At 69.8% G+C, this 22,361-nt stretch carries 22 protein-coding genes and 1 tRNA gene; 8 read left to right on the forward strand and 15 right to left on the reverse strand.

Annotated features, from left to right (window positions below):
- Nucleotides 1–2: 2 nt before the first annotated feature.
- The 4 genes from rpmE to E6G06_13765 are packed head-to-tail and all read right to left on the reverse strand — an operon-like array spanning nt 3 to nt 4,356.
- Nucleotides 3–218, reverse strand: a complete 216-nt coding sequence (rpmE, locus tag E6G06_13750) for a 50S ribosomal protein L31 (protein TML89723.1) — start codon at nt 216–218, stop codon at nt 3–5.
- A gap of 30 nt (nt 219–248) precedes the next feature.
- Complete coding sequence (locus E6G06_13755; GenBank protein TML89724.1) at nt 249–2,051, reverse strand: transcription termination factor Rho; 1,803 nt, start codon at nt 2,049–2,051, stop codon at nt 249–251.
- Nucleotides 2,048–3,004, reverse strand: coding sequence for a hypothetical protein (locus E6G06_13760; GenBank protein ID TML89725.1), 957 nt, complete (start codon nt 3,002–3,004; stop codon nt 2,048–2,050). Before E6G06_13760 ends, E6G06_13755 begins: the two co-directional genes overlap by 4 nt.
- A 38-nt stretch (nt 3,005–3,042) precedes the next feature.
- The gene (locus E6G06_13765) at nt 3,043–4,356 is read right to left on the reverse strand and encodes a 2,3-diphosphoglycerate synthetase (protein TML89726.1); all 1,314 of its coding nucleotides are present in this window, start codon (nt 4,354–4,356) and stop codon (nt 3,043–3,045) included.
- A gap of 124 nt (nt 4,357–4,480) precedes the next feature.
- On the opposite strand from E6G06_13765, the gene E6G06_13770 reads away from it, so the two are divergent.
- Both E6G06_13770 and E6G06_13775 read left to right on the forward strand, forming a co-directional pair.
- Nucleotides 4,481–5,242 carry an ABC transporter ATP-binding protein gene (locus E6G06_13770; protein ID TML89727.1) on the forward strand — a complete coding sequence of 254 codons (762 nt, stop codon included), beginning with the start codon at nt 4,481–4,483 and terminating at the stop codon, nt 5,240–5,242.
- Complete coding sequence (locus E6G06_13775; GenBank protein TML89728.1) at nt 5,239–6,048, forward strand: ABC transporter permease; 810 nt, start codon at nt 5,239–5,241, stop codon at nt 6,046–6,048. The genes E6G06_13770 and E6G06_13775 overlap by 4 nt, the downstream gene beginning before the upstream one ends.
- Here the strand turns inward: E6G06_13775 and E6G06_13780 are convergent.
- Together E6G06_13780 and E6G06_13785 are read right to left on the reverse strand one after the other, a co-directional pair.
- Nucleotides 6,032–6,919, reverse strand: coding sequence for a class I SAM-dependent methyltransferase (locus E6G06_13780; GenBank protein TML89729.1), 888 nt, complete (start codon nt 6,917–6,919; stop codon nt 6,032–6,034). The two genes, E6G06_13775 and E6G06_13780, sit on opposite strands and share 17 nt — an antisense overlap.
- A gap of 4 nt (nt 6,920–6,923) precedes the next feature.
- Complete coding sequence (locus E6G06_13785) at nt 6,924–8,072, reverse strand: cofactor-independent phosphoglycerate mutase (protein TML89730.1); 1,149 nt, start codon at nt 8,070–8,072, stop codon at nt 6,924–6,926.
- A 45-nt stretch (nt 8,073–8,117) separates the two neighbouring features.
- Between E6G06_13785 and E6G06_13790 the strand changes: the two genes are divergently transcribed.
- Entirely contained in the window at nt 8,118–9,584 is a 1,467-nt protein-coding gene (locus tag E6G06_13790) for a PQQ-dependent sugar dehydrogenase (GenBank protein ID TML89731.1), read from the forward strand.
- Here E6G06_13790 and E6G06_13795 read toward each other — a convergent pair.
- From E6G06_13795 to E6G06_13815, 5 genes are read right to left on the reverse strand one after another with little or no spacing between them, the layout of a single operon-like run.
- Nucleotides 9,365–10,411 (reverse strand): threonine synthase, encoded by a 1,047-nt coding sequence (locus E6G06_13795; GenBank protein ID TML89732.1) that lies wholly within the window; start codon nt 10,409–10,411, stop codon nt 9,365–9,367. The two genes, E6G06_13790 and E6G06_13795, sit on opposite strands and share 220 nt — an antisense overlap.
- A 3-nt stretch (nt 10,412–10,414) precedes the next feature.
- The gene (locus E6G06_13800; protein TML89733.1) at nt 10,415–11,698 is read right to left on the reverse strand and encodes a homoserine dehydrogenase; all 1,284 of its coding nucleotides are present in this window, start codon (nt 11,696–11,698) and stop codon (nt 10,415–10,417) included.
- A 14-nt stretch (nt 11,699–11,712) separates the two neighbouring features.
- Entirely contained in the window at nt 11,713–13,077 is a 1,365-nt protein-coding gene (gene lysA, locus E6G06_13805; protein ID TML89734.1) for a diaminopimelate decarboxylase, read from the reverse strand.
- Nucleotides 12,999–14,603, reverse strand: a complete 1,605-nt coding sequence (locus E6G06_13810) for an arginine--tRNA ligase (GenBank protein TML89735.1) — start codon at nt 14,601–14,603, stop codon at nt 12,999–13,001. Before E6G06_13810 ends, lysA begins: the two co-directional genes overlap by 79 nt.
- Before the next feature lie 15 nt (nt 14,604–14,618).
- Nucleotides 14,619–14,993: a response regulator gene (locus tag E6G06_13815; protein TML89760.1), complete on the reverse strand. Its 375-nt coding sequence runs from the start codon at nt 14,991–14,993 to the stop codon at nt 14,619–14,621.
- A gap of 87 nt (nt 14,994–15,080) precedes the next feature.
- On the opposite strand from E6G06_13815, the gene E6G06_13820 reads away from it, so the two are divergent.
- The 3 genes from E6G06_13820 (at nt 15,081) to E6G06_13830 (ending at nt 16,742) form a co-directional block, all read left to right on the forward strand.
- A tRNA-Arg gene (locus E6G06_13820) sits at nt 15,081–15,152 on the forward strand.
- Nucleotides 15,153–15,435: 283 nt separating this feature from the next.
- The gene (locus E6G06_13825) at nt 15,436–16,041 is read left to right on the forward strand and encodes a hypothetical protein (GenBank protein TML89736.1); all 606 of its coding nucleotides are present in this window, start codon (nt 15,436–15,438) and stop codon (nt 16,039–16,041) included.
- Nucleotides 16,042–16,124: 83 nt separating this feature from the next.
- Nucleotides 16,125–16,742, forward strand: coding sequence for a class I SAM-dependent methyltransferase (locus E6G06_13830; protein ID TML89737.1), 618 nt, complete (start codon nt 16,125–16,127; stop codon nt 16,740–16,742).
- Here E6G06_13830 and E6G06_13835 read toward each other — a convergent pair.
- Both E6G06_13835 and E6G06_13840 read right to left on the reverse strand, forming a co-directional pair.
- Nucleotides 16,732–18,036 carry a YHS domain-containing protein gene (locus E6G06_13835; GenBank protein ID TML89738.1) on the reverse strand — a complete coding sequence of 435 codons (1,305 nt, stop codon included), beginning with the start codon at nt 18,034–18,036 and terminating at the stop codon, nt 16,732–16,734. The genes E6G06_13830 and E6G06_13835 overlap by 11 nt on opposite strands.
- On the reverse strand, nt 18,033–18,473 hold the full coding sequence (locus E6G06_13840; GenBank protein TML89739.1) for a winged helix-turn-helix transcriptional regulator: 441 nt from the start codon (nt 18,471–18,473) through the stop codon (nt 18,033–18,035). The genes E6G06_13835 and E6G06_13840 overlap by 4 nt, the downstream gene beginning before the upstream one ends.
- A gap of 75 nt (nt 18,474–18,548) precedes the next feature.
- Here E6G06_13840 and E6G06_13845 point away from each other — a divergent pair, with 75 nt between their 5' ends.
- Entirely contained in the window at nt 18,549–19,004 is a 456-nt protein-coding gene (locus E6G06_13845; GenBank protein ID TML89740.1) for a DUF2752 domain-containing protein, read from the forward strand.
- A 70-nt stretch (nt 19,005–19,074) separates the two neighbouring features.
- Here E6G06_13845 and E6G06_13850 read toward each other — a convergent pair whose 3' ends face one another.
- Both E6G06_13850 and E6G06_13855 read right to left on the reverse strand, forming a co-directional pair.
- The gene (locus E6G06_13850; GenBank protein TML89741.1) at nt 19,075–19,959 is read right to left on the reverse strand and encodes a M56 family metallopeptidase; all 885 of its coding nucleotides are present in this window, start codon (nt 19,957–19,959) and stop codon (nt 19,075–19,077) included.
- The gene (locus E6G06_13855; protein TML89742.1) at nt 19,956–20,327 is read right to left on the reverse strand and encodes a BlaI/MecI/CopY family transcriptional regulator; all 372 of its coding nucleotides are present in this window, start codon (nt 20,325–20,327) and stop codon (nt 19,956–19,958) included. Before E6G06_13855 ends, E6G06_13850 begins: the two co-directional genes overlap by 4 nt.
- Nucleotides 20,328–20,938: 611 nt before the next feature.
- On the opposite strand from E6G06_13855, the gene E6G06_13860 reads away from it, so the two are divergent.
- A complete protein-coding gene (locus tag E6G06_13860) occupies nt 20,939–22,282 on the forward strand; it encodes an adenylate cyclase (GenBank protein TML89743.1) in 1,344 nt (447 codons plus the stop codon).
- Nucleotides 22,283–22,361 lie beyond the last annotated feature (79 nt).

The following is a 22,361-nucleotide window of genomic DNA, read 5'->3' on the forward strand; positions in this document are numbered from 1 at the left end:
GTCTACTTCTTCTTGCCTCGACGCCCGCCGTAGCGGCGCTCGAAGCGCTCGACCCGGCCGCCGGTGTCGACGAGCTTCTGCTTGCCCGTGAAGAACGGGTGGCACTCGTTGCAGAGCTCGACGTGGAGGTCGGTCTTGGTCGAGCGGGTCGTGAAGGTGTTGCCGCACGAGCAGCGGACGCTCGCGGTCTCGTACGACGGGTGAATGGCGGTCCTCATAGCCCGTTCAGTGTGACAGAGGTCGGCCCGCTATGCGGCCGGAGACGGCGCCTTGGCGATCTCGGCGAGGAACTCGTCGTTGCTCTTGGTGGTCTTGATCTTGTCCATGAGCAGCTCGAGCCCCGCACCACCCTCGAGGGCGTTGAGCACCCGACGGAGCTTCCACACCTGCTGGAGCTGGATGCGCTCGAACAGCAGCTCCTCGTGGCGGGTGGAGGAGCCGTCGACGTCGATCGCCGGGTAGATGCGGCGCTCGGCCAGCTTGCGGTCGAGCCGCAGCTCCATGTTGCCGGTGCCCTTGAACTCCTCGAAGATCACCTCGTCCATCCGGGAGCCCGTCTCGATGAGCGCGGTCGCCAGGATCGTGAGCGAGCCGCCTTCCTCGATGTTGCGGGCCGAGCCGAAGAACTTCTTCGGCGGGTAGAGCGCGGCGGAGTCGACGCCGCCCGACAGGATCCGGCCGGACGCGGGCGCCGCCAGGTTGTAGGCCCGGGCCAGGCGCGTGATGCCGTCGAGCACGATCACCACGTCGGTGCCCATCTCCACCAGCCGCTTCGCCCGGTCGATGGCGAGCTCGGCCAGCTGGGTGTGCTCGTCGGACGGCCGGTCGAACGTCGACGCCACCACCTCGCCCTTCACCGAGCGACGCATGTCGGTGACTTCTTCCGGTCGCTCGTCGACGAGGAGCACCATCAGGTGCACCTCGGGGTTGTTGGCCTCGATGGAGTGGGCGATCTGCTTGAGGACGGTGGTCTTGCCCGCCTTCGGCGGCGACACGATCAGCCCGCGCTGGCCTTTCCCGATCGGCGAGATGAGGTCGACGATGCGGGCGACCATGTTGTTGGTGTCACCCGGCACCTCGAGGCGCAGCTTCTCGTCCGGGAAGAGCGGCGTGAGGTCCTCGAACCGGGGACGCAGGCGGGCGTCGTCGGGCGTCATGTCGTTGACGGTGTCGATGCGCAGGAGGGCCGGGTACTTCTCGTTGCTGCCGGCCGGCCGGCTCGCGCCCTTCAGGTAGTCGCCCTTGCGCAGCGCGAAGCGTCGCACCTGGCTGAGCGAGACGTACACGTCGTTCGCGGTCGCGAGGTAGCCGCCGGCGCGAAGGAAGCCGTAGCCCTCGTCGCGCAGGTCGAGCATCCCCTCGACGTCGATGGGCTCGCCCTGGTACTGCGGCTCCTGGCCGCCGCCCTGGAACTCACGCTCGCCGCCGCCACCGCGCTCACGGTCGCGTCCGCGCCGCCGACGACTGCGACGGTTGCCCGGCTCCGGCTGGGCGCCGCCGCCACCCTGGCCTCCCTGGCTCCCCTGGTTGCCCTGGTTCCCTCCTCCGCTGCGGTCGCTCCGCGGCTCGCGTTGGCGGTTGCCGGTCCGCACCTCGGCTCCGGGGCTCGCGGTCCCGCCGTCGGCCGCCGCGGCCTTGTCGGACGTTGTCGCATCGGAGGTTGTCGCATCGGAGGTCGTCGCATCGGAGGTGTGGTCGGTCGCGGTCGTGCCGTCGCCGGCCGCCACGGTCGTCGTCGCTCGCGCGTCGGCGGCTCGACCGTCGCCGCCACCCGTCTCACCGCCGTCACTGCCGTCACGGCCCTCGGCCGCGACCTCGACATCGGCCTCCGCGTCGCTCTCGCCGTTGGCGTCGGCCGCCGACCGACGGGCGCGCCGCGGCTTCTCGTCCGCCGTCTCCACGCCTGCCTCCCGGAGGATGTGGTCGATGAGGGTCGCCTTCGAGGCGCGCGCAGATGCCTTCACACCCATGGCGCCGGCGATCGTCTGCAGCTCCTCACGTTCCTTCCGTTCCAGGACGGAACGCTCGAGCGTCTCTGGCTGGGTGCTCATCGGGTGCCTCTCTCGGTTTGCCGGACACGGTTCGGAACGGCGGCTTGCTTGGGAACGGCGGCTTGCGTGGGAACGGCGTTGATCGCCTCGCCGACGACCAGGTCGATCACCTGGGACAAGGTCGCATCGAGGTTGTAGGAGGGCACGATCGGAACACCGTGCTGGAGGGCCAGCGACTTGATGTACTTCTGCAGCTTGCGGATGTTGTCGAAGAAGTCGAGGTAGCGCTCGCGCGGTCGGTTGCCCGTCTCGAGCGCCCGAATCGCGAAGTGGCTGCGGTGTAGCTCCTCGTCGTCGACTGTCACCACCATCGGCACGACAACCGCCTGACCTTCGAACTGCTTCCCGTCGAGGAAGCCGGGCACGACGTGAGCACCCTCGATGATGAGGTCGGTGCCCTCCTCGATGGCCCGGCGGGCGAGGGCGTCGACACCCACCGCGACCGCGGAGGCCTGGTCGCGGAAGCCCACCACCACCGGGTCGGCGCCCCGGGGAAGCGGGTGGCGCACCAGGCGGGCGGCGTCGAACGACGACGTGTGAAGGGTGGGGAAGATGTCCTTGGTGAACGCGGAACGCAACACCTCGCGAATTGCGTCGGTGGGAATGACCCGGGTGATCCCGAGCCGGCTGGCGAGCATGGTGGCGATGGTGGACTTGCCCACGCCGGTGGCCCCGCCGAGCAGCACGACGAGCGGGAGCTCGAGGCGGTTGACCATCTGCCACTTGGCGAACGAGTCTCCGTACCGGGTTCCCACCTCGTCGCCCAACACTTCGCGCGCCAGCGCGTTGAGCTCGTCGCGCGTGATCGACGCCTCCTCCCGGACGTGGAGACGGGCCTCGATCACCTCGGCCACGTGGAACGCGCGCGCCGGCGCCAGACCGGTGGCCATGATCGACGACGCCATCAGGCCCTTCGAGTAGGGCAGCTCGTACTCCTGGTCGGTGATGACCACGTGCCTCTGCGAAGCACCGTGGTGGGATGTTGTGGGGCTCATGGGTTGTAGCGCTCGACGGCGAGGTCGGTGGTTGCCAGTGCCAGCTCGTCGAAACTGCCGTCTCCTCCTAGAGAAACGACCCGGTTGTCACAGAAGACGACCTCGAGGCCTCGCTCGAGGGCGAGCCTCGCGGCGAGGTCGACCGCCGCCGCCTTGAGCTCGACGAGCAAGACCTCGGCTTCACCCGCCCGCTCCAGGTCCTCCGACAACTTCGGCCGGTGGGCCAGGTGGGTGGACGTACCGACGACCGTGCAGCCGTGCTCCCGCTCGAGGTGGCCCACCATGAGATCGATGGCGGAAGCCGGTGCGGTGGTGACGTAGAAGACGGTGCGGTCGGAGACCGGCTCGAGGGGGAAGGGCCGCAACCCGGTGCGGGTGACCCGAGCCCCTGGTGCCACCCCCCGGACGCTTCGTTCTACGTCGGCCGCGCCCGAGACGGCGAATGGTGCCTCAGCCATGGTAATCACAACCGCGTCACTCAGCAATACGCGATAGGGCCCGAGCCCTTCCGTGATGGCCCGGATGCCGTCCGCAGGCACCACACAGATGGTGGCGTCCGCGTGCACGGGAGGAATGGCCTGGCCGCTGCCCTCGAGCACGAGCACGTGCTCGGGTCGCGAGTTCGCGAGCACCACGCCGTCCGCGAAGGTGCTGTCCGCGGGGGCGCCGGCCATCCCGCCGCCGCACCGCCGCGTGCCGATGGTCACGACCCCCGCGGTCAGCGCGTCCTCGAGATGATCGCTCGCGGCGTGACGGCCCGACAGCGCCAGCTCGACGAGCCCCTTCGGGCTCAGGTCGAACGTGGCCGGGTCGACGAGCTCCGGCTCGGCGGGCCCGCCCCGTCCCATGGCGACGATCACCGGCGGCGTGCCGCGCGCCGCGAGGAGCCGGGCGAGATGGGCCGACACCGCGGTCTTGCCCGTTCGCTTGCCCGTGCCGATCACGGCCACAGTCGGCTTGGTCGCAACCCGTGGGCGCGGAGGAGGGTCGAAGCGGAAGTCGGCACCCTGATAGGGCACACCGTTCACCAACGCGATCGTCACCAGCTTCATGCGCACGCGCAGGTCGACGACGGGCTGGTCCGAGAGGTCGAGCACCAGCTCGGGCGAGAACCGGGCCATCGCCGCGCCCATGGCGTCCTCGGGGGTGGGACCCACGACCAGCGGCACACCGACGTCGAAGCTGCCGTCGAGCGCGACTTTCTCGCGACCGCCGAGGAGGGCGGCGCCGACGACGGCGCAACCCGGAATCCGGGAAGAGATGTGCTCGATGGCGGCGCGCACGACGGGGGGGTAGTGCTCACCATCCACGAGAACGAGAGTCCGCAAGGTCTCGCGCGTCCTCGAGAGAGGAACGGAACCCCCACATTGTAGCGGTTGTGGGTCGGTGAGAATTCACCCGCGCCCCGACTGACGGGTCTGTCAGAGTGTCGCGGTGGACGTCGTCCTGCGGGCCGAGGGCCTGCGCAAGCGTTACCGGGGCGTGCTCGCCGTCGACGGCATCGACCTCGAGGTGCAGGCCGGCGCGCGCGTCGCGCTGCTCGGACCGAACGGCGCGGGCAAGACCACGACGCTGATGATGCTGCTCGGCGTGATCACACCCGACGAGGGTTGGGTCGAGATCCTCGGCCACCGGCTGCCACGCGGGCGCACCGCCGCGCTCGCAGAGGTCGGGTTCGCGGCCGGCTACCTGCCCCTCGCCGAGCGAATGCGCGTCCGCGAGTTCCTTCGCATGTACGGCCAGCTCTACGGCATCGCCGAGCCCGGGCCACTCATCGACAGCGCGCTCGAACGTTTCGGCATCGGGCGGCTCGCCACCGCGATGGGCACCGAGCTCTCCTCCGGGCAACGCACGCTCGTCGGGATCGTCAAGGCCACGCTCCACCGTCCGCGCCTGCTCGTGCTCGACGAGCCCACGGCCTCGCTCGACCCGGATGTGGCCCAGCGGGTGCGCGTGGGCCTGCGGGCGTTGTGCGACGAGGACAACATCTCGCTGCTCGTCACCAGCCACAACATGCTCGAGGTCGAGCGTCTCTGTGAGCGCGTGGTGTTCATGTCGGCGGGGTGCATCGTCGCCGACGGCACCCCCGACGCGGCGGCCGCCCGCTTCGGCCGCGACGACCTCGAGGCCGTGTTCCTCCATCTGGCCGACGAGGGACGCACCGCGGCCGGTGCGCAGGAGACCGATCGCGCATGAGCCGCCACACCGTGAATCTGCCGTGGCTGCGCATCAGGGCGGTGGCGCGCCGGCACGCGTACGTCCTCCAACGAAGTCCCCATCGTCTGTTCGACGTCACCATCTGGCCGCTCGTCGACGTGCTGCTGTTCGGATCGATCGGCGTGTTCGTGTCGCACCAGACCACCGGCGGCAAGGTGGCCGCGGGCTACCTGCTGACGGGGATCCTGCTGTGGCACGTCGTGTACCAGTCGCAGATCTCGCTCTCGACGGGCTTCCTCGAGGAGACCTGGTCGCGCAACCTGCTCAACCTGATGGTGACGCCGTTGCGCGAGGTCGAGTACGTCGCGGGCGTCGCCCTCTTCGGCTTGATCAAGCTGGCCATGGGGGTCGGCGTGGTGGCGCTCACCGCGTTCGGCTTCTACGCCTTCAACATCACCGACCTGGGGTGGAGCCTCATCCCCATCGCCTCGATCCTCCTGATCGTGGGCTGGGTCATCGCACTGTTCGTGATGGGCCTCGTGCTGCGCTTCGGAAGCGGGGCGGAGGCACTGGCGTGGGGCATCCTCTTCGTCGTGATGCCGCTGTCGGGCGTCTTCTACCCCGTGCGGTCACTCCCCTGGCTGCTCAGGCCGGTGGCCCAAGCGCTGCCCACGACCCATGCGTTCAGCGCGGGACGCGCCGTTATCGACGGCCGCACGCTGCCGTGGAGCGAGCTGGGCATCGCCGCGGGGACGACCGTGGTGGCCGCGGTCATCGGTCTGGCCTTCGTCACCCGCATGCTCGCGACCTTCAGGACGCGGGGTTACATCACCCGCTACTCCTGACCACCTCCCAGACGAGCGCACCGGGCAGGCCGTCGTAGGCGGCACGTGTGGCCTCGGGCACGAAGGCCATGCCGAGGCTCTGGGCGGCCACCTCGTCGTCACCGAAGCGAGGCTCGATGCACCGGCGCACCTCGAGCCCGGCGGCCGCGAACGCCTCGAGGTACTCGGAGTGCACATGACCGTGGTTGCGCATGAAGGCGCTCGCGCCGTCCGCGCCGCGGAAGTACGCAGCGACGCCGATAGAAGTGAGCACCGGGTGCACGTCGGAGACGACGAGACGTCCGCCGGGACGCAGCACGCGGGCGAGCTCGGCCACCGGTTGGGCGAGATCCGCTACATGATCGAAGGCGAGGGCGCACACCACGACGTCGAACGCATCCGACGGCAGCGGCAGGTCGCGGAGGTCGCCCTGGGAGAAGTGGCCCTCGGGCACCTGCGCCTGCGCGCGCGCCAGCATCTCCGGGGATCCGTCGACGCCCACGACACGGTGGCCCCGGTCGGCGAGGCGTCGAGCGTGACGGCCGGTGCCGCAGGCGGCGTCGAGCGCACGCCCCGGTCGCGCCGCGTCCAAAACCGCCCACACGGCCGGCTGCTCCACGCCGATCAACGGATTGCCGGGCTCGTCGTAGGTGGCCGACCAGGCCGCGTACCCGTCGCGCACGCCGAGCTCGGGCGCCGCCGCGGACAGACCGAACGCGGCGTCACCCGCTTCGTCGACCAGTCGGCGGACCTCTGCGATGCGGGCGGTGGCCTCCTCGTCGTCGCCGACGAGCAGCCTGCGCAGCAGGGCCAGGCCCTCGATGCCGACGAGCAGCTCGCGCAGGTGGATGTTCCGCAGTTGAGGATCACGCAGTTGAGGGTCGCGGTCCATCGGCTCAGCCGATGAGCCGGGCCATGAGGGTGTGACCCGGCACCGGCTCGGCGGCCGCGGTGGCGCGCTCGGTGTAGACGCCGCCCGGTCCCGGCGCCTCGGAGTCGACGAGCAGGTAGGGCACCGGGTCGGACGTGTGCGTCCTGAGGCGCGTCGGCGTCGGGTGGTCGGGCAGGAGGAGCAGCCGCCACGGCCGAAAGTCGCGGTCGAGCGCGGCCACGAGGGGGCCGAGGATGCGCGTGTCCCAGTTCTCCAGCGCGCGCACCTTCTCCGCCGCGTCGCCCGCGTGGCCGGCCTCGTCGCTCGCCTCCACGTGGATGAGGAAGAGGTCGGCGCCGTCGGCGAGGGCCTGGAGGCACGCGTCGCGCTTGCCCTCGTAGTTGGTGTCGTACCAACCCGTGATCCCGGGGACCGCAACGGCCGGGATCCCGGTGAGCGCGCCGAGGCCGCGCACGAGGTCGACGGCCGACACCAGCTGCGCGTCGACCCCGTAGGTGTCCTTGAACGACGGCAGGCGCGGCCGGCGGCCCTGCCCCCACAACCACACCTGGTTGGCCGCCAACCCGAAGCGGGGGACGATCGCACGGGACGCATCCATCAACTCGCGGAGCAACGGGGCGGCAGGCCCCGTGGGCCACACCGCGGCCCGGCCGGTGAGGTCGTGCGGCGGGGTGCACTCCGCGTCGACCCACGCCTCGGGCGCGGTGACGAGGTGGCGGTACTGCACGCCCGCGTGGAACCGCACCCGCTCGTCGCCGAGCTCGTCGTCGAGCGCGGCGATGACGCGCCGCGCGTCGTCCGACGACGGGTGACCGCCCGCGAAGTCGACCATCACCCCGTCGTCGACCTGTACCAGGTTGCACCGGTAGGCCACCTGGTCGTCGTCCAAGTCGACGCCCATGGCCGCGGCTTCGATCGGTGCCCGACCGGTGTGGTGGCGGGCCGGGTCGTAACCCAGGATCGAGAGGTTGCCGACGTCGCTGCCGGGAGGGAGTCCGGGCGGGATGGTGGCGGCCCGGCCCACCTCCCCCCGCGCCGCGAGCGCCGCGAGCACCGGCAGGGCCGCAGCCTCGAGCGGCGTGCGCCCCCCGAGCTCCGCCAGCGGCTCGTCGGACGCGCCGTCGGGCACGCACACCACGTACTTGCGCTTCATGCGCTGCCGATCGTATCGGCGCCCTCCTCACTACCCTCGGGCTCCATGCGGGCCCGATCCCCTCTCGTGGCTCTCGTCCTCCTCGCCCTGCTCGGCGACGCGTGCGGGAGCAACCACGACAAGACGAGCGCGGCGCCGCGGACGACCACGACCCGGACGTCGGCGGCGACGGACGAGCCGGCGACCGCCTCGCCCACGACATCGGCTCGACCACAGCCCCTCGCCGACGTGAAGCTCGAGCTCACCACGGTGGCGAGGCTCACCCAGCCGCTCGCGCTCGCGGTGCGCACCGGCGACGACGCGCTCTACCGCGCAGAGAAGCCCGGTCGGGTACGCAGACTGAGCGGCGGCGAGCTCGATCCCACGCCCGTGCTCGACATCTCCAACCTCGTCACGAACTCGGGCGAGCAGGGCTTCCTCGGCGCCGCGTTCTCACCCGACGGCTCTCGCCTCTACGTGCAGTACACCGACCGTGGCGGCGACGGCCGCGTCGTCGAGTACACGATGAAGGGCGACCGGGCCGACACCACCACCCGCCGCGAGCTCCTCTTCTTCGACGACCCGTTCCCGAACCACAACGGCGGGAACCTCGTGTTCGGACCGGACAAGATGCTGTGGATCGGCATGGGTGACAGTGGGGGCGCCGGCGACCCCAACGACAACGCGCAGTCGCTCGGCACACTGTTCGGAAAGATGCTGCGCATCGACCCGCGGCCGTCGGGCGGTCGCCCGTACACGATCCCGCCGGACAACCCCTTCGTCGGCCGCGCCAGCGCCCGGCCCGAGATCTGGGCCTACGGCCTCCGCAACCCGTGGCGCTACTCGTTCGACCGCAGCACCGGCGACCTCTGGATCGGCGACGTCGGCCAGAGCGCGTGGGAAGAGGTCGACTTCCTCGCGGCCGGGTCGGGGCGGGGGGCGAACCTCGGGTGGGCGCGCCTCGAGGGCAACCACCCGTTCAAGGGCGCCGCACCGCCGGGAGCGGTCGGCCCCATCTACGAGTACCGAACGAGCGACGGGTGCGCGGTGACGGGCGGCTACGTCTATCGCGGGAAGCGGATTCCCGGGCTCACGGGCGCGTACCTGTTCGCCGACTTCTGCAACGGCAAGGTCACCGGCATGCGGCAGCGCGACGGCGCCCGGGTCGAGCTCCACGACCTCGGCCTCCAGATGGACAACCTCGAGTCCTTCGGCGAAGGACCGGACGGAGAGCTCTACGCGTTCTCGCTCGACGGCAACATGGCCGCATCGACCCGGCCTGACAAACGGCCCAGCAGTCAGATGCCCAGCCGTCAGAGGCCCAGCTCGGCTCGGATCGCGTCGTACTCGGCATCGACGGTGGACGGCACCGCGATCTCGGCGATGGCGCGGTCGGGGTCCTTCAGGCCGTGGCCGGTGAGCGTGCAGACGACGGTCGCGCCGGCGGGCACGCCGACCTTGAGGAGCCCTGCGACCGAGGCGGCCGACGCGGGCTCGCAGAAGACCGACTCGCTCGCGGCGAGGAAGCGGTAGGCCGCGAGGATCTCCTCGTCGGAGACGGCGTAGATGCCACCGCCCGATTCGCTCGCGGCCGCGGTCGCGCCGTACCACGAAGCCGGCTTGCCGATGCGGATTGCGGTGGCGATCGTCTCTGGGTGCTCGACCGGGTGGCCGAGCACGAGCGGCGCCGCGCCCTCCGCCTGGAACCCGAGCATGGCCGGGAGCTGTGCCGAACGTCCGGCGTCCTGGTACTCGCGGTAGCCCTTCCAATAGGCCGTGATGTTGCCCGCGTTGCCGACGGGGATGCAGTGCACGTCGGGGGCGCGGCCGAGCACGTCGACGATCTCGAACGCGGCGGTCTTCTGGCCGTCGATGCGAAACGGGTTGACGGAGTTCACGACCGTGATCGGCGCCCGCTCCCCGAGCTCGCGCACGATCTCGAGCGCATCGTCGAAGTTGCCGCGGACCTGCAGCACGCGCGCGCCGTGGATGAGCGCCTGAGCCAGCTTGCCCAGCGCGATGTAGCCCTCGGGGATCAACACCGCGCACGTGAGCCCGGCGCGCGACGCGTAGGCGGCCGCCGATGCCGAGGTGTTGCCGGTGGACGCGCACACCACCGCTTTGGCACCCTCCTCGAGCGCCTTGGAGATCGCGAGGGTCATGCCCCGGTCCTTGAACGACCCGGTCGGGTTCACGCCCTCGAGCTTGAGGTAGACGTCGGCCCCCGCCCGCTCGGACACGCGCGGCGCGGGAAGGAGTGGGGTACCGCCTTCCTGCAACGTGACGACCGGCGTGTCGGCGGTGACGCCGAGAAAGTCGCGGTACTCCTCGATGACGCCGCGCCAGCCGGGCCGGCTCACCGATCACTCGCCGCCGATCACACGCAGCAACGTGCCCACCCGGTCGACGACGTCGAGCGCGTGCAGGCCGCGCAACGTCGCCTGCATGTCGCGCTCTCGCGCGACGTGGGTGATGAAGATGAGACGCGCCTCGTCGCCCAGGCCCTCCTGCTCCGCGGCCTTGATCGACACGTCGTGGGCACCGAAGACCCCTGCTACGGCTGCGAGCACGCCCGGCCGGTCGGCGACCTCGAGGTTGAGGTAGTACTGGGACGACAGCTCGTCGATGGGGCGGATCCGCGCCTTTGCGACTTCACGCGGTGCAGTCGGGGCGCGACTCAGGTTCGACGCCGCGTCGATGAGGTCGCCGAGCACCGCGCTGGCCGTCGGCCGCCCGCCGGCACCCCGGCCGTACAGCATGAGCTCGCCCACCGCGTCGCCCTCGATGAAGACCGCGTTGAACGACTCGCGGACCGTGGCCAGGGGATGGTCGACGGGCACCATGGCCGGATGCACGCGCACCGCGACCTCGTCGTCGAGCGACTCGACGATGGCGAGGAGTTTCACGACGTAGCCCAGACGCGCGGCGAAGGCGATGTCGGCCGAGGTGATCGAGGAGATTCCCTCGCGGTAGACGTCGCCGGCGACTACGTGGACGCCGAAGGCCACGCTGGCGATGATGGCCGCTTTGGCGCCGGCGTCGAAGCCCTCGACGTCGGCGGTCGGGTCGCGTTCCGCGTAGCCCAACGTCTGGGCCTCGGCCAGCGCCTCCTGGAACGACGAACCCCGCTCGGACATGCGCGTGAGGATGAAGTTGGTCGTGCCGTTCACGATGCCCATCACCCGGCGCAGGCGCTCCCCCGCCAGCGACTCGCGGAGCGGGCGGATCAGCGGGATGCCTCCGGCCACCGAGGCCTCGAAGAGCAGCTGCACGCCCGCCGCGGCCGCGGCGTCGTGCAGCTCCGCCCCGACATTGGCCAGCAGCTCCTTGTTCGCGGTCACCACCGGCTTCCCGTGCTCGAGCGCGGTGCGGATCAGGGTGCGGGCCGGCTCGATGCCCCCGATCACCTCCACGACGACGTCGATCGCGGGATCGGTGACGATGGACGCCGCATCCGTGGTGAGGATGCCCGACTCGAGGTCGACCGACCGCTCCTTGGCCGGGCTGTGCACCGCCACCCGGGCGACCTCCAGGCGAAGCGACGTGCGGGCGGCGATGGCGTCGGCCTGCTCGTCGATGAGATCGACGAGGGCCGCCCCCACGTTGCCGCACCCGAGCAGGCCGACCTTGACCGGGGAGCCGTTCACCCGGCCCACCGTACCTACTCGTCCAGCCGGACAAGGTCGTCATTCCCCTCGCGGCGTACGACGACCCGCGCCTCGCCGTCGCGCACGAACACGACCGCCGGCCTCGGCACCTTGTTGTAGTTCGACGCCATCGAGTGCCCGTATGCGCCCGTGACGGGTGTGCAGAGCACGTCTCCCACTGCGATGTCGGCCGGTACCTGCGCGTCGCGCACGACCACGTCGCCCGACTCGCAGTGCTTGCCGACGACCGTCACCACGCGCGGTCGCGGCGCCGGAGTGGCGCGCGGGAGGAACGCCTCGTAGCCGCTGCCGTAGAGGACGGGACGCGGGTTGTCGCTCATGCCACCGTCGACCGAGACGTAGGTGCGGACATCGGGGATCTTCTTGATGGTGCCCACCCGGTAGAGCGTGAGCCCGGCCGTGGCCACGATCGCGCGCCCCGGCTCGGCGGTGACCTTCGCGGTGATGCCGGCGCCCGCACACGCCCGACGTAGCGTCTCTCCCCACTCGGTGATCGAGGGGGCGTCCTCGCCCGCGACGTAGGGAACACCGAGGCCGCCGCCGAGGCAGAGCTCCGGCAGCCCGAGGGGGCGGGCGAAGTCCGCCAGCACGCCGACCGCCTTCTCGAACGAGTGGGTGATGAAGATCTGGCTGCCGATGTGGACGTGGAGACCGACCAGATCGAGGTGGGGAGATCGGCGCGCCCGCTCGACGGCAGCCGCGGCGTCCCCGCCGCCGAGCCCGAAGCCGAACTTCGAATCGACCTGGCCCGTCATCACGTACTCGTGGGTGTGGGCTTCGACACCGGGGGTCACGCGTACGAGCACCCGGACGGGTGGGGTTCCGGTCCCGTCGACGAGGCGCTCGAGGCGGTCGAGCTCGTCGAAGCTGTCGACGACGATGCGGTGCACACCGAGCTTCATCGCGTCGAGCAGCTCGACCTCGGACTTGTTGTTGCCGTGCACGACGAGCCGGTCGGGTGGCACGCCGGCCGTGACCGCGACGTGGAGCTCGCCGCCAGTGGCGACGTCGAGGTACATGCCCTCGTCGTGCGCCAGGCGGGCCATCGCGAGACAGAGGAACGCCTTGGATGCGTAGGCGACGCCGTCGCCGAACGCGGCGAGCGCCTCGCGGCAGCGCGCTCGGAGGTGGGCCTCGTCGTAGACGAACAGCGGGGTGCCGTGCTCGCGCGCCAGGTCGAGCAGGTCGGCGCCCCCCACCGACAGCCTGCCCGTGCGCGTGTCGATCACCGCGGTGTCGGGCAGGAGGTGCCGGGGGACGGGGCCGTCCACGCCGACCCTCACATCGACTCGGGCGCGCCGGCGCCGAGTAGCTGCAGCCCGATCGTCAGGCCGACGCGCGCCGCCTCGACCAGCCACAGCCGAGCCTGCGTGAGCTCGGCGCTCACGCCTTCACCCAGCACGTAGCAATCGTGGTAGAAGCCGTGGAAGCGGCCGGCCAGCTCGCGGACCCACGTCGTCACCTTGTGGGGGGCGCGCTCGTTGCCGGCCATGAGCACCACGTCGGGGAGCTCCGACAAGGAGCGCAGCACGTCGAGCTCGCGCTCGTGGGTGAGCAGCGAGAGGTCGGCGTCGACGAGCGCGCGGCGCTCGACACCGCGATCGGCCGCAACGCGCGCGATACCCGCGATGCGGGCGTGGGCCATCTGCACGTAGTACACGGGGTTGTCCATCGACTGGCTCGTGATCAGATCCAGGTCGACGGTCTGGTGGGTCTCGATCGACGACAGGAGGAACGTGAGCCGGGCGACGTCGGGACCCACCGCGTCGAGCAGGTCGGAGAGCGCGACGATGTCTCCCGCTCGCCGCGAGAGGCGCACCAACTCGCCATCGCGCACGAGCTTCACCAGTTGTCCCAACACGATCTCCAGCTCGTCGGGGTCGTGTCCCAGCGCGCGCATTCCGGCCTTGAGTCGCGGCGCGTAGCCGTGGTGGTCGGCACCCCAGACGTCGATCAGCAACCCGAACCCGCGCGCGAACTTGTCGCGGTGGTACGCGATGTCGGGGAGGACGTAGGTCGGCTCGCCGTCCGACTTCACGAGGACGCGGTCCTTGTCGTCACCGAAGTCGGTGGAGCGGAGCCAGACCGCGCCGTCGGCTTCGTAGGTGACGCCGTGGGAGCGCAGGTCGTCGAGCGTGGCCTCGATGGCGCCCGACTCGATCATCGACCGCTCGCTGAACCACGTGTCGAACCGCACCCCCATGCGCTCGAGGGTCTCCCGCACGTCTCGCTTGACCCGCTCGTAACCCCACTCCAGTGGGTCCGCGTCGTCGGGGAGCTCCGCCGCCCACTCGGTGACGTAGTCACCCTGATAGCCGCCGTCGGGCGGCTCGTCGCCCCGCTTGCGAGCCGCGAGCGAGTCGGCGAACAGCTCCATCTGCACGCCGCGGTCGTTCAGGTAGAACTCACGGTGGGGCACGTAGCCGCACCGCTCGAGCACGTTGCACAGCGCGTCGCCGTACGCGGCCCAGCGGCCGCCCCCGGCGTGCACGGGGCCGGTCGGGTTGGTCGAGACGAACTCGACGTTGACGCGCGTGCCTTTGCCGACGTCGTGGCGGGCGAAGCCGTCGACGCCGGCGTCGACGACGTCGCGCAGCACGTCGTGCAGCCAGGTGTCATGTAGCCGGAAGTTCACGAAGCCCGGCCCCGCCACCTCGACCGCAGCGACGTGGGGCGGCGGCTCCGAGCTCAGCCTGGCGGCGAGCGCGTTGGCCAGGTCGCGCGGGTTGCGACCGGCCTGCTTCGCCACCGCCAGCGCCACCGGGCTGCTCCAGTCACCGTGCTCGCGCTGGGCCGGGCGCTCGAGACGGATCTCGGCGGGCGGCGCCACGCCCTCCGCCTCGAGGGCGGCGCGCAACGCGTCGGTCAGGGTGTCACGCAGCACGGGAGCTCAGCCCGCTCAGCGGCGTCGGGCGGCCGCCACGAGGGCGGTGACCTTGTCGATGAGCTCGATGGGGTCGAAGGGCTTGGTGACGTAGTCGTCGGCACCGAGCTCGAAGCCGCGCTGCACGTCGGCCATCTGGGCCTTGGCCGAGAGGAGCAGCACCGGCACGTCGGCCGTGGTCGGGTCGGACTTCAGGATGCTCACCAGCTCGAGGCCGTTCATCGTCGGCATCATGATGTCGGAGATCACGACGTCGGGTCGCTCGGCTCTGACCATCTCGACACCCTCCCGGCCGTCGCCGGCGCTGATGACGTTGAACCCCTCGAGCTCGAAGTTGACGCGCAGGAGCTTGACGATGACCGGATCGTCGTCGATGACCAGCACCGTCATCGGGGGCACCCAACGATCGTACCGGGAGCGGTCCGGTCGCCTGGGATCAGGCGGCGGCGATCAGCCCGCTACGCTCGGACGGTTCCCGCCCTCGTAGCTCAGGGGATAGAGCACCGGCCTCCGGAGCCGGGTGCGCAGGTTCGAATCCTGCCGGGGGCGCTCGCAAGAGCCTGGGACTCTGTTTTCGAACCGATCGTCCCGAACGGTCCCCGGTGCTCGATACCTTCCTGTGGCCCGGGAGCGCTTGCTCCGCTCGCCAATCCGGCGACCCGAGCGCGCAGACCGCCGTGGTGCTCTCGCGCTCATTGCGGTTGGCGCGGTTCTCGGTGCGCATTCTTTGCCCGGTACGGAACTGGGGATGGGCATGTCGCGTCGAGACTCGACGAGAGTCAGAGTCGTTCTCTCGTTGCGGGCCGGTTGCCAATAGCTCTAATCAGAAGGCGTGACGACGACCACGCGCGCCCGCCGAGGTCTTCGCCTGGAATACCTCACCATCGGCTGGAACGCGGTGGAGGCAGCGGTGGCACTGACGGCAGGCATCGCAGCCGGGTCGATCGCGCTCATCGGCTTCGGGCTGGACTCGATCGTCGAGGTCTTCGCCGCATGCGTCGTTGTCTGGCAAATGCGCGGGGCGCTGTCCGCGGAGCGGGACCGCATGGCCCTGCGGCTCATCGCGGTGTCCTTCTACCTGCTTGCCGCGTACGTCACCGTGGACGCACTGCGTGACTTGATCGGTGGTTCCGCCGCTCGCGAATCGACCGTCGGCATCGTCATGGCCGTGCTCTCGCTCGTCGCAATGCAGTGGCTCGCGCGCGCGAAGCGGCGCACGGGCGAAGCGCTGCACAGCCACACCCTTGTCGCCGACGCGAGCGAGACGGCGTTGTGCGCCTACCTGTCGGCGATCCTGCTCGGCGGCCTTGTCCTCAACGCCACCGTGGGTTGGGGCTGGGCCGATCCCGTCGCGGCCATCGGGATCGCCACCCTGGCCGTCCGCGAGGGCCGGGAGGCATGGCGCGGCGACCGCTGTTGTGCGACCGACTCTCCCTAACCATCGGCGACCTCGACCGACGGTTTGCAGCGTCAGACCCGTCGGAGTAGGCCATGCGCGTGGCTCAATGAGAGGGATACCGCGTGGGTTTCTACCAGGAACAGCTACTCCCGCGATTTCAGGACAAGGTCATGGCGCGCAAGCCGAACCGACCTGTGCGCGCCCGCGTGTGTGAGGGCCTGGAGGGCGCAGTCGTCGAGGTTGGCTTCGGGACCGCGCTGAACGCGCCCTACTACCCGGCTGAGGTGACGAAGGTTGTCGCCATCGAACCGTCCCGCGTGTGTATGCGCATCGCTGAACCGCGGATCGCCGAGTCGTCGGTTCCTGTCGAGTACGGCGGCCTGACAGGCGAGCGTCTCGACCTGCCGTCGGGTGAGTTCGACGCGGCGCTCTCGACGTGGACGCTGTGCACCATCCCGAACCTGGATGCGGCGCTGGCCGAAATGCGACGCGTCTTGAAGCCCGGCGGCTCCTTCCACTTCGTGGAGCACGGTCATTCGCCCGACGAGAAGGTCGCGCGTTGGCAAGACCGTTTGCAGCCATTGAACGGGCGTCTCGCGGGTGGGTGCCACCTGAATCGGCACATCTCCGAGGACATCGAGCGCGCCGGGTTCGAGATCGAGAAGATCGAGACGTACTACCTCAAGGGCGAGCCGAAGCCGATGGGCTACACCTACGAGGGCCGAGCGCTCAGCCGCTAGCCCGCTCGGCGTAACGGTCAGGCTCCCCCTCGAACCGCCCCCGGCAGCGATCCGAGCAGAAGTACACGGTGCGCCCCGCGTGCTGCGTCGAGGCCGGGGCGTTGGCGGCGCGCACCTGCATCCCGCAGACGGGGTCGTATGCGTGGCCCCGGCCGCCCCCGAGCCGGTTGCGATGGCGATACAGCCAGTAGAGATACGCGAAGACGCCGACGAAGCCGATGTTGAGAAACGTGGTGTAGTTCCACTGGAAGCTGGTCTGGACGATCTCGAGGGGACGGGACTCGGGGATGAGTCCGGTGATGGCGAACAGGCCCTCGACCACGAGCCCTGCGGCGGCCATCACCACCCAGAACCACACCAGCAGCCTGAGCGTCAGGCGTCCGCCGTAGTACTTCCGGTAGATGAGCAGGAGCGGCAGCGTGATCAGGTCGGCGAAGATGAAGCTGATCACGCCGCCGAAGCTGATCCCGCCCTTCCACAGCGCGGCGGCGAGGGCCACGTTGCCCACCGAGCACACGAAGCTGATGACGGCAATGAGGGGCCCGACCACAGCGTTCTCCACCGAGGTCCACGCGCCGTGACCATGCAGGAACACGAGGTTCCACAAATGGTTGGGGACGAGCACGCTAAGGAAGCCGGCGATCACATAGCCGACCACCAGCTCGCGGCGCAGCATGGTGAGATCGGCCATGGCGTAGCTGGCCGCGTCGGCCCACGCCGCCTTGGACCTCAGCTTCTGTCGCCAGGGCTCGCGGTCGAGCTCGGCTTGCTCTTCCTCGCTCACGCCGGCCATGGCCCGGTGCTCGTTCGCGCCGCCACCCGCGAGGTGCCGGCGAGCGGCCGCCGCCCGGCGAGCTCCGATGACGATCCCGCCGGTGAGCGCCAGCAGCGCGATCATGATCGGGCCGCCGACAAACTCGGCCAGCGCGAACTGCCAGCCCATCAGCACCACGAGCACGATGCCCAGCTCGACGACGAGGTTCGTCGAGGCGAACATGAAGATCATGGCGTCGACGAAGTCGGCGCCCTTGTCAAACAGCGACTTCGCCATGGCCGTCGCCGCATATGAACATGAGGACGAGATCATCCCGAGTCCGCTGGCTCGGGCGACGGCGGCGGGGCGGTGATCGCCCATCACCCGCTCCATCTGCTCGTGGGAGACGAAGGCCTGCACCGCCCCGGACAGGCCGAAGCCGAGCACGAGCGGCCACAGCGTTTCCCAGAACATGAAGAAGCCCTCGCGCAGGCTGCGCCCAACGTCGACAACCGTGCTGGCCGCGAGGACGTTGGTCACGGTCCGATCCTCGGGCCGGCGTCGGGGCTGATGCGCAGGAGGTCACGCAGGCAGTGCTCCAGCAGTTCGTGGGGGAAGCCCTCGGCCAGTCGGTAACACACCGAACGGCCGACTTTGCGACCACGGACCAGCCCCGCCATACGCAGCACCTTGAGCGCGTAGCTCGCTGCGTCCTCCGAGACCTCAACGGTGGCGGCAACGTCGCCGACGCAGAGCTCATCCACTGCGCCCAGGGCGAACAAGATCCGCGCTCGGGTCCCGTCCGCGAGCAGCGCCAGCAGCTCGGCGAGGCGTTGGCCTTGCTCCGGATCGATCAGTTGGCGGCGCGCGGTCTTCACTGCCCGCGGGTCGGCCCAACGTTGTTCTGTCGGCGTGGTGGAGATGCACAACCTCCCGGACCGCAATATCGTACAACCGTATACCCGTGCGGGTATCATGAGGTTGCCCGAGGACCTGGCGTCTCGCGAAGCTCAGGGCGCCTCAGCTCGGGTAGTTCGCGTCAGACTTCGTGTGTGCGCAAGCTCCACGAGCGTCCGGCGGTCGATCGGCGGCCTCTCGAACTCTGGTGGACATGTCACGATGAGCTAGCGCTGTTCGGCCGGCTGGCGGTGGCGCTGAGCGCGTGCGCGATCGGCTTTGCCATCGTCGGTCTTCCCCACGTGCCGCTGATGTGGCCGATACACCACCTCGGCCTCGTCGATCCGACCTGCGGCCTGACTTGCGGCGTCGTCGCGATCGACCGGGGCGACACGGCTCGGGCCTGGGCGTTCAATCCCGCCAGCTTCCTGGTTGTCGCGGCGACGGCGGCGCTATTGGTCCGCCTCACCTTCGGACATCTGACTGGACGCTGCTCAGCGTTCGGGTTCGGCCCAGTTGGAGTTTCTGGAGTGTCGGTCGCGCTGGCGTTCGTCGTGCTCTGGGTGAACCAGCAACGCCACGCCGGCCTGATCATCCATCAGTTGCGCTGAGCTGCTACGTCGGCCTCCGTGTCGATCAACCGGCTGGGCCCGTCAACTCTGTCGCACGAGGCGAGCGCGTTCAACGCGTGCAGATGGTTCGCATCAGCTGGCCCGGTCCGCCGAAGGCCGCCAGAGTGGCGCTCACCGACCAGACCAGGGTTCCGCCGCCGAGGGCGCTCGTGGCCAGCCGGCCGCGATGGAGGGGACGCATCGGTGGCTCGACGCCGTTCTCCAACTGGCTCACCCGCGCCTCGAGCGCCTCGTCGCCACCGATGGCGGCGGCAGCGTCGAGGTCGGCCCACTCGGGGCCAGCGACGACCTTGTAGAGCGCACCGGCGAGGGGCTTGCGCCCATTGGCCTCTACCGCCCGCCGGTCGGCTGCGAGCTCGCGGCCGGCGAGATAGCGATGGTGGAGGTCGCCGAGCACTGGCAGATACAGCGGGAGCACCCGCGTGAGGAAGACCTTGGCGGGGTCGAGGTTGATGACGTGGTAGCGCTCGTGGGCGAGCACGGCGTCGAGCCCCGCGTCGTCGACCGTCTCGAGCAGGCCCCGGCTGACCGCGACGCGGGGGCACAGATAGCCCCAGGTGAACGAGCACGACTCGGCGGCGTCGACCAGATCGACCCGCCCCGCCAGCCCCGCGCCCACTGCGGCCTGTGAAAGCCGGGCAGGCAACGGCTCGATGGTCAGTCGCCGCACCCGCCGGCCGAGCCGTCCGGTGGCGATCAGTTGGCGGCGCAAGACCCGATTGGCCCGAACCGCGCCCACCGCGAGCAACGCGATCAAGACCAGGGCGGGCACCGTTCCCGGTGCCGTAAGCGCATGCGTGCCTCGTGTGCTCACCCGGTAGATCACCACGCCGATGACACAACAGCCCAGAAAGCCGATGACGATCGAGGCCGCGACCACCAGCACCAACAGCAAGAGAAACGAGCGGTTGGCCGTGTCCAGGCGCACGCTCAATCCTCGCGGAGCAACTTCTCCAGGCGGCGTCGCAGCTTGGGGTCGGCGCGGCTCTCGGCGACGAAGTGGGCCAGGGCCGCGGCCCCGAAGTCGCGCATGACGTCACGCACGGCGATCCCGGCCGCGTCGCTGACGAGCGCCTCGTAGGCCCAGCCGCGCTTGGCCGGGCTGCGCCCCAGCAACTCCTTTTCGGCGAGACGACTCATCACCGTCATCACCGTCGTGTAGGCGAGTGGCTGGGCACGTCCCTCGTTGAGGTGCTCGAGCACCTGGCGCGGCGTCACCGGTTCCTTGTTCGTCCACACCGCTCGCATCACCTCGGCCTCGAGGGGGCCCAGGAGTTTCTCGAGGTCGTCACCCACTGCCATCGCGCTCCAGTATCTACTACGAGCAGGTCGTAGGCAAGGCTTGACAACTACGAGCCTGTAGTAGACCCTACAGGCGAGTAGTAGACGACCTGGACGAGGGAGGGCAACGACGATGGAGTCCGTGTTGCGAGCGGGATCGGCATTGGTGTGCGGGCTGTGCATGGTGCCGTGCCTGGTGATGATGATTCGGGGTGCCATGCGCAGCCGCGGCCACGAGTCGGCGGACGCGCAGGCTGCGCCGTCCCGAGATGGGCAGGGTTCGCTGCCCCCCGGAACTGAAACGGCGCCGATGGGTCGGTCACAGTGATGATCAGTGGCTCGACCGTGCTCGTGGTCGCGATGGTCGTGATGATGGCGGTGATGTGCGGCGGGATGGTGTTCGGCGCAGGGCTGGCGCTGCGCCGTCGCAGCCATCGTGAACGCGAACGCTGAGCGAGCGCGGACATGGACCGGCCACTCGTTGTGAGAACCCGTGAAGACCCGGTCGGTGCGGACCGCTGCGCCGTTGCAAACGTGGCGCGACCGTCCGGGTCGCACGGGCCTGCGAGGCAGCGAGCGCGTCGGCCGATCTCCGGAGGGCTCGCCGTTCGGCCCGTCGTAGAGTTCGCGTAATGGTCGAACGCGACTCGGTCGATCTCGATGACCTCGCCCGGTTGAGCGGCGAGTCAGTCGACGCGATTCGACATTGGCGGGATCTGGGCCTACTGATCGGAGCCGACGTCTCCGAGAACGTCGAGCGCGCTCGCCTCATCCGCTTCGCCGAACGACGGGGCATTCCGCCCGACGAAGTCGCCCGCATCAGCGCCGATCAGGGGGACATGCTCGCATCCTTCACCCGTTGGGCACTGCAGTCCGGGCGAGGCTCGCTCTACACGCGCCGCGAGGCGGCCGAGCGCTGCGGGCTCGACACCGACCTCGTCGACCAGATCTGGGCCGCCGCCGGCCTGCTCGACCAACCCGGCGCCTACGAGGAGGACCTCGAGGCGCTGCAGCTGGTCGCCACCGCACTGAAGTTCGGGCTGCCCGTCGATGTGCTCCTCCAGTTGCTGCGGGTGTTCGCCGACTCCCTCGGGCGCGTCTCCGACGCCGCCACCCGCGTCTTCCATCTCCACGTCCACGAACAGTTCCGGGTGCAAGGCCTCCACGGTGCCGAGCTGCTGGCTGCCACCCAGTCCATCGCCGATCCGCTCACCGGACTCATCGAACCGGCCGTCATGTACTTCCACCGCAAGAGCTGGGAACGCGCCAACCGCGAGGACCTGTTGCTGCACCTCAGGGAGGAGTCCACGGCGCCCGGCGAGCTCGTGCGCGCGATGTTGTTCGTCGACTTGTCCAGTTACACACCCCTCACCGAAGCCATGGGCGACGCCGCAGCTGCCAGCGTGGTCGGCCAGTTCTCGGACATCGTCCGCGAGGCTGCCGCCGCCCACGACGGCCAGATCGTCAAACAGATCGGCGACGAGTTCATGCTCGCCTTCCCCACGGCGCGCACCGCGGTCGGCTTTGGCATCGGCATCCGAGCCCGCGCACACGCCCAGCCGAACTTCCCCGGCCTGCGAATCGGCGCGCACTGTGGCCCCGTCCTGTTTCGAGAAGGCGACTACTACGGAGCAACCGTCAACCTCGCGGCCAGAGTCACGTCGGCGGCGGCACGGGACCAATTCCTCATCACTGAAGCTCTCCGCGGGCAGATCGCCGGCTCTGGGATCGACACGACGACCGTCGGTAGCCGCTCACTTAAGGGCATCAGTGGCGACGTCGAGCTCTACGAGGTCGAGCCCTCCGACCGACACGAGCGGCTGATCGATCCGGTCTGCGGCATGGCACTCGACCTCAGCGTTGGCGGCGCCGTGCATCTCGACTGGGAGGGCACCGACGTGTGGCTCTGCTCGGAAAACTGCCGGGATCGGTTCCTGGACGCACCGGACCGCTACTCACACACAGCGAGTGGTTGAAAGCGTACCGGCCGAGACCTGCCGGAACTCGCCGTAGATTGGTACAATTCGGACAGCGCTCCGACGAACTCCTCCGCAC

Source organism: Actinomycetota bacterium (assembly GCA_005888325.1).
Taxonomy (GTDB): Bacteria; Actinomycetota; Acidimicrobiia; order Acidimicrobiales; family AC-14; genus AC-14.

Bases quoted from the DNA above. Each gene is read 5' to 3' on its own strand.
- rpmE (TML89723.1), bottom strand. From the start codon at position 218: ATGAGGACCGCCATTCACCCGTCGTACGAGACCGCGAGCGTCCGCTGC.
- E6G06_13755 (TML89724.1), bottom strand. From the start codon at position 2,051: ATGAGCACCCAGCCAGAGACGCTCGAGCGTTCCGTCCTGGAACGGAAG.
- E6G06_13775 (TML89728.1), top strand. From the start codon at position 5,239: ATGAGCCGCCACACCGTGAATCTGCCGTGGCTGCGCATCAGGGCGGTG.
- E6G06_13780 (TML89729.1), bottom strand. From the start codon at position 6,919: ATGGACCGCGACCCTCAACTGCGTGATCCTCAACTGCGGAACATCCAC.
- E6G06_13785 (TML89730.1), bottom strand. From the start codon at position 8,072: ATGAAGCGCAAGTACGTGGTGTGCGTGCCCGACGGCGCGTCCGACGAG.
- E6G06_13790 (TML89731.1), top strand. From the start codon at position 8,118: ATGCGGGCCCGATCCCCTCTCGTGGCTCTCGTCCTCCTCGCCCTGCTC.
- E6G06_13815 (TML89760.1), bottom strand. From the start codon at position 14,993: ATGACGGTGCTGGTCATCGACGACGATCCGGTCATCGTCAAGCTCCTG.
- E6G06_13840 (TML89739.1), bottom strand. From the start codon at position 18,473: ATGATACCCGCACGGGTATACGGTTGTACGATATTGCGGTCCGGGAGG.
- E6G06_13855 (TML89742.1), bottom strand. From the start codon at position 20,327: ATGGCAGTGGGTGACGACCTCGAGAAACTCCTGGGCCCCCTCGAGGCC.
- E6G06_13860 (TML89743.1), top strand. From the start codon at position 20,939: ATGGTCGAACGCGACTCGGTCGATCTCGATGACCTCGCCCGGTTGAGC.